Below are 11,555 nucleotides of genomic sequence, written 5' to 3' on the forward strand. Positions count from 1 at the left end.
GTCGACGAACCCCGCACCGCCGGGCGGCAGCTGCTGCTCGACCCCGGCATGGACCTCACCCTGCGGCCGATGCGCTACCCGCACTTCTTCGACCGGTTCAAGGACGCCATCCGCAACACCTGGACGGTGGAGGAGGTCGACCTGCACGGCGACCTGGCCGATCTGGAGCGGCTGTCCCCGGCCGAGCGGCACCTGGTGTCCCGGTTGGTGGCGTTCTTCGCCACCGGTGACACGATCGTCGCCAACAACCTGGTGCTCAACCTCTACCAGCACGTCAACTCTCCCGAAGGCCGGCTCTACCTGTCCCGGCAGCTGTTCGAGGAAGCCGTGCACGTGCAGTTCTACCTGAACCTGCTCGACACGTACGTCCCCGACGAGCAGGAGCGGTTCGCCGCGTTCGCCGCGATCGAGAACATCCCGTCGATCCGGCGCAAGGCCGAGTTCTGCTTCCGCTGGATCGACTCGGTCTTCGAGCTGCGGGAGCTGCGTACCCGGGCGGACCGGCGGGCGTTCCTGCTCAACCTGATCTGCTTCGCCGCCTGCATCGAGGGGCTGTTCTTCTACGGCGCGTTCGCCTACGTCTACTTCCTGCGGTCCCGGGGTCTGCTCAACGGGTTGGCGTCGGGCACCAACTGGGTGTTCCGCGACGAGTCGATGCACATGGCGTTCGCCTTCGACGTGGTGGAGACCGCCCGGCGGGAGGAGCCGGACCTGTTCGACGCCGACCTGGAACGTCAGGTCACCGAGATGCTCGCCGAGGCCGTCGAGTGTGAGGTGCAGTTCGCCGAGGACCTGCTCGACCAGGGCGTGTCGGGGCTGTCGCTCACGGACATGCGGGCCTACCTGGAGCATGTCGCCGACCGGCGGCTCACCCAGCTCGGCATCGCGCCGCGCTACGGCGCGCAGAACCCGTTCGCGTTCATGGACCTGCAGGACGTGCAGGAGTTGTCGAACTTCTTCGAGCGCCGGGTGTCGGCGTACCAGGTGGGGGTCAGCGGCAGCGTCACCTTCGACGACGAATTCTGACCGGCCTGGCCGGGGCCCGGTCCGGTGGAGCGACCACCGGACCAGGCCCCCGGCCGCCCGCTCAGGGGCCGGCGTTGCCGAACACCTCGATCTCGGCGAGGCCGGTGTTGACGGTGCCGCCGCCGACCCCGGTGACGGTGAGCGTGACGCTGGTCACCGTCTTCGCCGCCGGGAGGATGACCTCGGTCGGGCCGCCGCCGTTGTCCAGGGCGCCGACGGCCGTGGAGGTGCCGTCGCTGAACAGCAGGGTGCCGCCGGTGATCTGGTCGTTGGGGTTGGGCCGGTCGTAGAGGACGACCCGGCGGATGGTGCGCGGGCCCGACCAGCTCAGGGTGAGCTGAGTGCCGACCCCGCCGAAGACGGTGGCCCACTCCCGGGTCGGGTCGTCGGGCCAGCCGGCGATCACCCCGTCGACGGCCTTGGCCGCCGTCTGCCCGCTGCCGGTGTCCTGGCTGGTCGCGGTGACGGTCGCCGTGCGGGCCAGGTTGGGGCCGAGGACCTTGTACTGCCGCTGGAGGAAGGCCGGGTAGTCGTAGCCGGCACAGGTGGGCAGGCTGGTGCAGGCTCCGTCGTCGTACTGGCCGTAGGCGAAGAAGGCCGCGGACTTGCCGGCGACGTCGGTCGATCCCAGGTTCACCGGATAGTTCTTGATCTTGTAATCGTGGTAGCCGGTGAACGTGGGCGACCCGACGTACGCCTGCTCGGCGGCCTGGGCGAAGTAGGCCGCGCCGTGGTGGTCGCTGTGGTCACCGTCGCCGAACCCGCCGACGTGGTCCTGGGTGTTGACGGCGGTCGGCTGGTAGGAGGCCATCAGCCCGGCCAGGGTGCTGATCAGGGCGGCCCGGCTGTAGCTGGACGCGCCGACGCCCAGCGACGTGATCGTGGAGATGCCGTTGAGCCAGAGCTTCTGCAGGCTCTGCGAACCGGTGTTCGGGTGCCCGGTGCCGCCGGGATAGCCGTCCGGGAGCCGGAGGAAGACCAGCGAGACGGTGGGCCTGCCGGTGAGGGTGAAGACCGGGATCGGATGCCCGCTGATGCCGGCGTCCGCCTGGGTCCAGGTGTTGGCGACCCCGGCCATCTGGGCGTACGCCACCTTGGCCCCGGTCTCCCGGCCGCCCCAGTAGGTGCTGTCCCGGCCGGCGTCGCCCGCCGTGACGAAGACCGTCCGGACGCAGCGGCCGGCCTGTACGTCGTGCAGCAGGTCCGGGCTGAGGAAGAGCAGGTCGTCGTCCTGGTGGGCGACCACGTTCATGACCGCTCCCGCCGGACAGCCCGGCCCGGCCTGGGCGGCGGGCGGGCCGGCCAGGGTCGCCGCCACGCAGGCGGCCAGCATCCCGACGGCCAGCGACCATCGGCCCGGGCGACGGCGATCTGTTCGCATGACAAAGTGACGCACGGTTACCTCCCCGTAGCAGCAGCGTGCGTCCTCTTTCTACCATGGACGAACGTCTACCTCTGCCCCGTCGGGACGGCCCCCGGCGTCGGACAGCCGGGCCGGATCACTCCGGCGGCCCGGCCTCGGTGAGCCGGCCGTCGGCCAGCCGGAGCCAGCGGTCCACGCCGATCCCGGCCAGGAACCGGTCGTCGTGACTGACCACCACGAACGCCCCCCGGTACGCCAGCAGCGCGCTCTCCAACTGGGCCACGCTGACCAGGTCCAGGTTGTTGGTGGGCTCGTCGAGCAGCAGCAGGTGCGGTGCCGGTGAGGCGTTGAGCAGGCAGGCCAGGGTGGCGCGCAGCAGCTCACCGCCGGAGAGCACCCCCGCCGGCAGGTGGACGCGGGCACCCCGGAACAGGAAGCGGGCCAGCAGGTTCAGCCGCTCCGCCCCGGTCCGCGCCGGGGCGAACCCGGCGAGGTTCTCCGCGACCGTCCGGGTCGGATCGAGCAGGTCGAGGCGCTGCGACAGGTACGCCACCCGCCCCGACGCCCGCGCGACGGTGCCCGCCTCCGGCTCCTGCCGGCCGCCGACCAGCCGCAGCAGCGTCGACTTGCCCGCACCGTTGGGCCCCGTCAGGGCGATCCGTTCGGGACCCCGGATGGTCAGGTCGACCCCGTCACCGGCGAAGACCGGCCGGCCCGCGTAGCCGGCCCGCATCCCGTGGCCGGCGAAGACGGTACGACCGGCGGGCACCGTGGTGTCGGGCAGGTCGAGGACGAGCTGGTCGTCGCGGCGGGCCGCCTCACCGGCCTGGTCCAGCCGGGCCTGGGCGTCGGCGACCCGGGCGGTGTGCACGTCGTCGGCCCGGCCCGCCGACACCTGCGCGTCCCGCTTGAGGTTGCCGGCGACGATCCGGGGCAGCCCCGCGTCGGACAGGTTCCGGGCGGCGGTCGAGGCCCGGCGGGCCGCCCGCTCGCGGGCCTGCTGGAGTTCCCGCCGCTGCCGCTTCACGTCCTGCTCGGCCTGACGCACCTGCCGTTCGGCGACCTCCCGCTCGGCCCGTACCACCTGCTCGTAGTGGGTGAAGTTGCCGCCGAAAAGGCGGATCCCGCCGTGGTCGAGGGCGGCGATGCGGTCCATCTCGTCCAGCAGCACACGGTCGTGGCTGACCACGAGCAGCGTGCCCGGCCAGGACCGCAGCACGGCGAGCAGTCGTTCCCGCGCCGGCCGGTCGAGGTTGTTGGTGGGCTCGTCGAGCAGCAGCACGTCGGGCCGTTTGAGCAGTTCGGCGGCGAGGCCGAGGGAGACCACCTCGCCGCCGCTGAGGGTGCCGAGCCGGCGGTCCAGCGTCACCCCGGTCAGGCCGAGCCGGTCGAGGGCGACCCGGATGCGGTCCTCGACGTCCCAGTCATCGCCGACGGTGGCGAAGTGCTCCTCGGCGGCGTCACCGGACTCGATGGCGTGCAGCGCGGCGACGACGCGGTCGACCCCGAGCACCTCGGCGACGGTCTGCCGCGTCGCGAAGGGCAGGTGCTGCGGCAGGTAGCCCAGCACCCCCTCGACGGTGACGCTGCCCGCGGTGGGACGCAGCTCGCCGACGATGAGCCGCAGCAGGGTGGACTTGCCGGCGCCGTTCGCCGCGACCAGACCGGTGCGGCCGCCGGGAACGGAGAACGACAGGTCCTCGACGACCGGGGTGTCATCCGGCCAGGAGAAGGACAGGTGGGAGCAGACGACGTGACTGTCGGACATGGTGAACCTCGGAGACAGGTGATCCGGGCGCGCGGGCGCTGCCCGGGGTGAACAGGGCAGGACGACAGGGGCGACGCGACGGGGCGGTCATCCGCCGTCGGTCACCGCAGCCGGGTGTTCACCCGGAGATGTCGTCGTCACCTGCCACGATCTGCTCCCTGCCCTGGTCGAACCGTGCCCTGCCTGGTCGAACCGTGCCCTGCCTGGTCGACCGGACCAGGATAACCCGGTCCGCCCGGCACCGGCGGCCCGGCGCACGCCCGGCGTGGGCGGCTAGCACAGCTCGTAGTCGAACCAGTCGAAGGCGACGTCGCCCCGGGCGGCGTACATGCCGATGACCCGGCCGGTGAAACCGCCGGCGACCTCGGTGGACAGGTACCTGCCGTCGAGTTCGGCCAGCACGTCGAAGGCCCCGTCCGGGTGCTCGACGCCGAGCCGGAGCAGGTCGGGTTCCTTGGCGGGGTGCCAGTCGCCGGGCGACGGGGCGAGCGCCTCGATCCGCAGGTGGACCGGGCCGGCCCCGACCGGCCGGGTGGCACGCGTCGACCGCACCGACCCGATCCGGGCGACGACCCGTACCTCGCCGCCGCCCGCCTCGATGTCGTAGTGGTGCCGCTCGTCGAGGCGCACCACCAGACCACCGTGCCCGTCGGCCGGGTCGACCAGGGTCCGGACCCGGCAGGACGGGTGCTGCTGGCGGCGGCCGACGAACGTGACGTCCGGTGCGTCCGGCGACGCGCCCCGGGCCCGCAGCGTGAGCCAGCCGGGCCGTTCGGTCAACGACCACACGTCGGCCGGCCGGGACCGCACCGAGACCCACCGGGGATGCAGCCGGTAGGCGTCGAAGTCGTCGCGGACGGGTGGCGGCGCGACGGGGTACGCGGCCCACGGCGGCGCGGCCATCTCCGGCGTGACCGCACCGACCACCGGCCAGCCGTCCACCCAGGTCACCGGGGCCAGGAACGTCTCCCGCCCGAGCACGTGCCAGCCGGGGGTGCCGCCGCCGGGGCGGACCCCGAGCAGCACCAGCCACCACGACCCGTCGGGCCCCTCGACCAGGTCGGCGTGGCCGGTGTTCTGGATCGGCCGGTGCGTGCCCCGGTGGGTGAGGATCGGGTTGGCCGGACCCGGCTCGAACGGGCCGTCGGGCGTGCCCGCGCGGGCGATCGAGACGGCGTGCCCGCGCTCGGTGCCGCCCTCGGCGATCAGCAGGTACCAGTGGTCACCGATGCGGTACAGGTGCGGCGCCTCCGGGGCCTGCGCGCCCGGCGCACCGGACCACAGCTGCCGGGGCGGGCCGACGGTGTGGCCCGTCTCCGGGTCGAGACGCACCTGCGCGATCCCGGCGTAGGTGCACCAGCAGGTGCCGTCGTCGTCCCAGGCCAGGTCGGGGTCGATGCCGTCCACTCCGGGGGCGCGGACCGGGTCCGACCACGGACCGGCCGGGTCGGTGGCGGTGCAGATCAGCGTGCCACCACCGTCGGCGCAGTTGGTGACGATCAGCCAGAACCGGCCGTCGTGGTGGCGTAGCGTCGGCGCGTACACCCCGGCCGACGACGGCATCGTCACCGGCAGGGTGAGCTGGCCCGGCCGGTCCAGCACGTTGCCGATCTGCTCCCAGTGCACCAGGTCCCGGCTGTGGAACAGCGGCACCCCGGGGAAGTACTCGAAGCTGGAACACGCCAGGTAGTAGTCGTCGCCGACCCGGCAGACGCTCGGATCGGGGTGGAACCCGGCCAGCACCGGGTTGGCGAAGGTGCCGCCGACCCAGCCGGCCGCCCCCTCGGGCACCGCGTCGGCCCCGACCGGATTCATCCACCAACCCCCTGGGATCGTGATCGGGAGGGATACCCGCTCACGATCCCATGTGGGCGGCACCGCCTGCTGCCCCACCGGATTCCGCCCGCCGGGCCGGGCCCCGACTTTCCGGCCCCCGTCCCACCGGGCCCCGACTTTCCGGCCCCCGTCCCACCGGGCCCCGACGTTCCGGCCCCCGCCTCACCGGGCGGCGGGTTCCGGCGTCGCCGGGCCGGCACCGGCCGGGAGGGGCCAGGCCCCTCCCGGCCGCGCGGTGGCGTGTCAGCCCACCGGCACGGGCCGCCGGGTCGGACCGAAGTGCCGGGCGTACGCCCCGGTGGTGAAGAACGCCGGCAGGTCCTCGCCGAGGGCGGTGTCCTCGACGATCCGGGCGGCCCGTTCGGCACGGTCCCGGTTGGCACCCACCCGCCCGTCGACCAGGGCGGCCAGCTCCACCGCGAGGATCGACCGGACCAGGTCCTCGGTCACGCAGCCGCCGTCGGCCAGCGGGGTGCCGTGGTGCAGCCACTGCCAGACCTGGCAGCGGGCGATCTCGGCGGTGGCCGCGTCCTCCATCAGGTTGCCCAGCGCCACCGCGCCGGTGCCGCCGAGCCACGCGTCGACGTAACGCACGGCGACGGCGATGTTGGCCCGCACCCCGGCGGTGGTGACCTGGCCCGGGGTCTTGTCGACGGCGAGCAGGTCGGCGGCGGTCACGGCCACGTCGTCGCGCAGCCGGTCGAGCTGGTGCGGGCGGTCACCCAGCACCGCGTCGAACTCCCGACGGCAGGTCTCGACCAGGCCCGGGTGGGCCACCCAGGAACCGTCGAACCCGTCGCCGGCCTCCCGCCGCTTGTCCGCCCGGACCCGGTCGAGGGCCACCTCGTTGACCTGCGGGTCCCGACTCGGGATGAACGCGGCCATCCCGCCGATCGCGTGCGCCCCGCGCCGGTGGCAGGTCGCCACCAGCAGCTCGGTGTACGCGCGCATGAACGGCACCGTCATGGTGACCTCGGACCGGTCCGGCAGGACGAAGTCCGGCCACTGCCCGAAGTTCTTGATCACGCTGAAGATGTAGTCCCACCGGCCGGCGTTCAACCCCGCCGAGTGTTCCCGCAGCTCGTAGAGGATCTCCTCCATCTCGAACGCGGCCGTGATCGTCTCGATCAGCGTGGTGGCCCGGATGGTGCCCCGGGGCAGGCCGAGGCGCTGCTGGGCAAAGATGAAGACGTCGTTCCACAGCCGCGCCTCCCGGTGACCCTCCAGCTTCGGCAGGTAGAAGTACGGTCCGGCACCAGCGTCGAGCTGCCGCTGCGCGCAGTGGAACAGGTAGAGCCCGAAGTCGACCAGGCTGGCCGAGATGGGCCGGCCGTCCACCACGATGCCCTTCTCCACCAGGTGCCAGCCGCGCGGCCGCACGACGATGGTGGCCAGGTCCGCGCCGAGGGCGTACCGCTTGCCGCGCGGGTCGGTGAAGTCGATGCGCCGGTCCAGGGCGTCGATCAGGTTGAGCTGGCCGGAGATGACGTTGTGCCAGGTCGGGGCGGTGGCGTCCTCGAAGTCGGCGAGCCACACCCGGGCCCCGGAGTTGAGCGCGTTGACCGTCATCTTGCGGTCGGTCGGTCCGGTGATCTCGACCCGCCGGTCGAGCAGGCCGGGTGCGGGCGGGGCCACCCGCCAGTCGGGGTCGGCCCGGATCGCGGCGGTCTCCGGCAGGAAGTCGGGGAACTGGCCGGTGGCGTAGCGGTCCCGGCGGGCCCGGCGGGTGTCCAGCAGGGCCACCCGCCGGGCGGCGAACTCACTGTCCAGCGCCACCAGGAACTCCAGCGCCCCGGGGGTGAGGACCTCGTCGAACCGGTCGGCCAGCGCTCCGATGATCTCGTACCTCATGCGAACTGCTCCTCTTCGGTGGAGCCGCGCAGGGCGGTGGTCTCGGCGGCCGGGTTGAGCACGGTGCTGATCAGGTCGAAGTAGCCGGTGCCGACCTCACGCTGGTGCCTGACGGCGGTGTAGCCGGCCGGTTCGGCGGCGAACTCCCGTTCCTGCAACGCCACGTAGGCGGACATGCCGTCGGCGGCGTAACCCCGGGCCAGGTCGAACATCGAGTAGTTGAGGGCGTGGAAGCCGGCCAGGGTGATGAACTGGAACCGGTAGCCCAGGTGGCCGAGCTCGCGCTGGAACTTCGCGATGGTCGAGTCGTCGAGGTGCTTGCGCCAGTTGAACGACGGCGAGCAGTTGTAGGCGAGGAGCTGGTCCGGGTACTCGGCCTTGACCGCCTCGGCGAAGCGGCGGGCCACCTCCAGGTCGGGGGTGGAGGTCTCCATCCACAGCAGGTCGGCGTGCGGGGCGTAGGCCAGCCCCCGGGCGATGCACGGCTCGATGCCGTTGCGCACCCGGTAGAACCCCTCGGCGGTCCGCTCGCCGGTGACGAACGGCCGGTCCCGCTCGTCCACGTCGGTGGTGAGCAGGGTGGCGGCCTGCGCGTCGGTGCGGGCGATCACCACCGACGGCACCCCGGCCACATCGGCCGCGAGCCGCGCCGCCTCCAGGGTGCGGACGTGCTGGCCGGTCGGGACGAGCACCTTGCCGCCCAGGTGGCCGCACTTCTTCTCGGCGGCGAGCTGGTCCTCCCAGTGCACGCCCGCCGCGCCGGCCCCGATCATGGCGGTCATCAGCTCGTAGGCGTTGAGCGGGCCACCGAAGCCGGCCTCGGCGTCGGCGACGATCGGCGCGAGCCAGTCGACGCCGCCGTCGTCGCCCTCGGCGGTGGTGATCTGGCCGGCGCGCAGCAGCGCGTTGTTGATCCGGCGCACCACGGCGGGCACCGAGTTGGCGGGGTAGAGGCTCTGGTCGGGGTAGGTGTGCCCGGCGAGGTTGGCGTCGGCGGCCACCTGCCAGCCGGAGAGGTAGATGGCCTTGAGCCCGGCCCGGACCATCTGCACGGCCTGGTTGCCGGTGAGCGCACCCAGGGCGTGGATGTAGTCCTCGGTGTGCAGCAGCTCCCACAGCCGTTCCGCCCCGCGTCGGGCCAGGGTGTGCTCCTCCTGGACGGCCCCCCGCAGGCGGACCACGTCCTCGGCGCGGTAGCTGCGGCGCACCCCCTGCCAGCGGAGGTCGGTCTCCCACTCGGTACGCAACCGCTCCACGTCGTTCTGCATGATCTCGTCTCCTCGGATGTCGTGACGCCGGCACCGGCCGTCGTGCCGTCCGGCGGTGCGAACGCGTCGCCCGGCCGGCGTGTCACCCACGGTCACACGGTGTCGCAGGGGTGGTCGAGGGACGGAAGAAGCCAAGTTCTGAGAAGTTCACCCCCGGTTCTGCGAAGTTGCGAACAGGTATATTCGCACTCTGCCAAGGGGTGCTGGGCTGCTGAAAAAGCAGTGGGGAGGTGAGCGTGGTGAGCAAGACCTTCGCGGGTGCCCGACTGCGCCGGATGCGCGAGGACCGCGCGTTGAGCCAGTCCCGGCTGGCCCGGCTGCTCAACATCTCCCCCAGCTACCTCAACCAGATCGAGCACGACACCCGGCCGCTGACCGTGCCGGTGCTGATGCGCATCACCGAGGTGTTCGGCGTCGATCCGACCGTGTTCGCGCCCCGGGACACGCCCCGGCTGGTCGCCGGGCTGCGCGAGGCGCTGCCCGGCCGGCCGGGCGTCGCCGACCTCACCGAACTCGCCACCCGGCTGCCCGAGGTCGCCGAGGCCGTCCTCGACCTGCACCGCCGCTACCGGCAGGCCGACGAGCAGCTCGCCGAGCTGCTGGGCGACCGGGAGACGGTCGGGCGCAGCCCGCACGACCGGGTGACCGAGTTCTTCTACCGGCGGCAGAACTACGTGCCGGATCTGGACGAGGCGGCGGAGCGGCTGGCCGCCACCATCGACCTGCGTCGTGGCGAGGTCCGGGCCGGGTTGCAGGACCGGCTCGCCCAACGGCACGGCGTGCAGGTCCGCCACGACGACGCCAGCCTGCTCGGCGACGAGCTGCACCGCTACCGGCCGCAGACCCGCACCCTGCACCTGTCGACGTCGCTGCGCGCCGGGCAGGAGGCGATGCGGATGGCCGCGCAGATCGCCCTGCTGGAGTACGCCGACGTGATCGACGAGATCGTGGAGGAGGAACGGTTCGACGACCCGCAGACCCAGATCCTCACCCGGGTCGGCCTGGCCAACTACTTCGCCGCCGCGCTGATCCTGCCGTACGGGCCGTTCCTCGCGGCGGCCGAACAGCACCGGTACGACATCGAGCTGCTCTCCCAGCACTTCACCATGGGCTGGGAGACCATCTGCCACCGGCTCAGCACCCTGCAACGGCCCCGGGCGCGCGGGGTGCCGTTCTCCTTCGTCCGGGTCGACCGGGCCGGCAACCTGTCCAAACGCCAGTCCGCCACCGGCTTCCCGTTCTCGCTCACCGGCGGCACCTGCCCACTGTGGAACGTCTACGAGGCGTTCGGTGCACCCGGCCGGGTGGTGGTGCAGGTGGCGGCGATGCCCGACGGGCAGCGCTACCTGTGGATCGCCCGCACCATCACCCGGCACCACGGCGGCTACAACCAGCCCGGCAAGGTCTACGCGATCGGGCTCGGCTGCGAGATCCGGCACGCCGACCGGCTGGTCTACTCCCGGGGCATCGACCTGTACGCGGCCGACGCCGTCACGTCGATCGGCCCGGGGTGCAAGACCTGCGAGCGGATGACCTGCCCGCAGCGGGCCGCCGCGCCGATCAGCGGCCGGCTCGACCTCGACGAGAACCGCAGCACCTTCATCCCGTACCCGTTGAAGGGCTGACGGCGGCGGGCGGGGACCGGCGGGCGGGCGTCACTGGGTCGGGCTGGTATAGAAGATCACCTTGGCTTCGGCGAGCTTGCCCAGCTCCACCGGACGCCACTGGCGGAACCCCTGCCGGCCGGTCAGCTCCCCGCTGATCCCCACCGCCGGGCAGTACAACCAGTTGCCGTTGCTCAGGTTGGGGAACTCCGCCCACGCCTGCACGTGCACGTCCCCCTGCGGGAACGACAGCGTCTCCGACAGGTGCACCATCGGCATCCCGTCGGACCCACGGTGCATGACCAGCCGGTACCCGCCGTCGACGGTGCCCACCCGGCCCTCGTCCGGGACCACCAGGTCCGCCTTGTACCACCCGCTCTGCCCGAGCTTCGGGTCCTCGAAGTCGATGTCCGCGCCGAACGAGGTGAGGATTTCGTGGAGGTTGTCGTACATGGTCGCCTCTTTCCGTGGTGGGGGGTCAGGCCTTGCGGAAGACGTCCTTGACCAGGATCTTGCCGTCGCGCAGCGTGAACACGTCCACGCCCCGTTCGAGCACCTCGCCGGTCGCGGACTCGCAGCGGAACTCCAGGAACTCCCGGTCCGCCACGACGACGCGCTCGCCGTACACCATCCGGGCACCGACGGCGTCGAGTTCGTCGCGCTTACCGATGATCTCGGCCAGGAACCCGGGTATCTCCTTGCGGTGGTAGGTGTGGCCCGGTTCGGGGCCGGCGGCGACGATCCACACCCCGTCGGGGGCGAAGCAGTCGGCGGCGGCGTCCAGGTCGTCGGCGTCACAGGCGGCGAAGAACGCCGCCACCGGGCTGGTGTCGGTCATG

The 11,555-nt window shown here is 72.4% G+C and carries 9 protein-coding genes; 2 read left to right on the forward strand and 7 right to left on the reverse strand.

Annotated features, from left to right (window positions below; genetic code table 11):
• Nucleotides 1–48: 48 nt before the first annotated feature.
• Nucleotides 49–1,026 carry a ribonucleotide-diphosphate reductase subunit beta gene (locus JQN83_RS13715; RefSeq protein WP_244252431.1) on the forward strand — a complete coding sequence of 326 codons (978 nt, stop codon included), beginning with the start codon at nt 49–51 and terminating at the stop codon, nt 1,024–1,026.
• A 61-nt stretch (nt 1,027–1,087) separates the two neighbouring features.
• Here the strand turns inward: JQN83_RS13715 and JQN83_RS13720 are convergent, their stop codons facing one another.
• The 5 genes from JQN83_RS13720 to aceA form a co-directional block, all read right to left on the reverse strand.
• A complete protein-coding gene (locus tag JQN83_RS13720; protein WP_208567521.1) occupies nt 1,088–2,422 on the reverse strand; it encodes a PIG-L family deacetylase in 1,335 nt (444 codons plus the stop codon).
• Nucleotides 2,423–2,525: 103 nt separating this feature from the next.
• Nucleotides 2,526–4,157: an ABC-F family ATP-binding cassette domain-containing protein gene (locus JQN83_RS13725; protein WP_208567522.1), complete on the reverse strand. Its 1,632-nt coding sequence runs from the start codon at nt 4,155–4,157 to the stop codon at nt 2,526–2,528.
• Between the two features lie 273 nt (nt 4,158–4,430).
• Nucleotides 4,431–5,972, reverse strand: coding sequence for a glycoside hydrolase family 43 protein (locus JQN83_RS13730; RefSeq protein ID WP_208567523.1), 1,542 nt, complete (start codon nt 5,970–5,972; stop codon nt 4,431–4,433).
• Nucleotides 5,973–6,236: 264 nt separating this feature from the next.
• Entirely contained in the window at nt 6,237–7,844 is a 1,608-nt protein-coding gene (aceB, locus tag JQN83_RS13735; protein WP_208567524.1) for a malate synthase A, read from the reverse strand.
• The gene (gene aceA, locus JQN83_RS13740; protein WP_208567525.1) at nt 7,841–9,112 is read right to left on the reverse strand and encodes an isocitrate lyase; all 1,272 of its coding nucleotides are present in this window, start codon (nt 9,110–9,112) and stop codon (nt 7,841–7,843) included. Before aceA ends, aceB begins: the two co-directional genes overlap by 4 nt.
• 239 nt (nt 9,113–9,351) lie before the next feature.
• Here aceA and JQN83_RS13745 point away from each other — a divergent pair, with 239 nt between their 5' ends.
• The gene (locus JQN83_RS13745) at nt 9,352–10,737 is read left to right on the forward strand and encodes a short-chain fatty acyl-CoA regulator family protein (protein ID WP_307799248.1); all 1,386 of its coding nucleotides are present in this window, start codon (nt 9,352–9,354) and stop codon (nt 10,735–10,737) included.
• A gap of 30 nt (nt 10,738–10,767) precedes the next feature.
• Here the strand turns inward: JQN83_RS13745 and JQN83_RS13750 are convergent, their stop codons facing one another.
• A complete protein-coding gene (locus tag JQN83_RS13750; protein ID WP_208567527.1) occupies nt 10,768–11,169 on the reverse strand; it encodes an allene oxide cyclase barrel-like domain-containing protein in 402 nt (133 codons plus the stop codon).
• Between the two features lie 25 nt (nt 11,170–11,194).
• A complete protein-coding gene (locus tag JQN83_RS13755; protein WP_208567528.1) occupies nt 11,195–11,554 on the reverse strand; it encodes a nuclear transport factor 2 family protein in 360 nt (119 codons plus the stop codon).
• Between the last annotated feature and the right edge of the window lies 1 nt (nt 11,555).

The organism is Micromonospora antibiotica (assembly GCF_017599305.1).
Taxonomy (GTDB): domain Bacteria; phylum Actinomycetota; class Actinomycetes; order Mycobacteriales; family Micromonosporaceae; genus Micromonospora; species Micromonospora antibiotica.

Bases quoted from the DNA above. Each gene is read 5' to 3' on its own strand.
- JQN83_RS13730 (WP_208567523.1), bottom strand. From the start codon at position 5,972: ATGAATCCGGTCGGGGCCGACGCGGTGCCCGAGGGGGCGGCCGGCTGG.
- JQN83_RS13750 (WP_208567527.1), bottom strand. From the start codon at position 11,169: ATGTACGACAACCTCCACGAAATCCTCACCTCGTTCGGCGCGGACATC.
- JQN83_RS13715 (WP_244252431.1), top strand. From the start codon at position 49: ATGGACCTCACCCTGCGGCCGATGCGCTACCCGCACTTCTTCGACCGG.
- aceA (WP_208567525.1), bottom strand. From the start codon at position 9,112: ATGCAGAACGACGTGGAGCGGTTGCGTACCGAGTGGGAGACCGACCTC.
- JQN83_RS13755 (WP_208567528.1), bottom strand. From the start codon at position 11,554: ATGACCGACACCAGCCCGGTGGCGGCGTTCTTCGCCGCCTGTGACGCC.
- JQN83_RS13725 (WP_208567522.1), bottom strand. From the start codon at position 4,157: ATGTCCGACAGTCACGTCGTCTGCTCCCACCTGTCCTTCTCCTGGCCG.
- aceB (WP_208567524.1), bottom strand. From the start codon at position 7,844: ATGAGGTACGAGATCATCGGAGCGCTGGCCGACCGGTTCGACGAGGTC.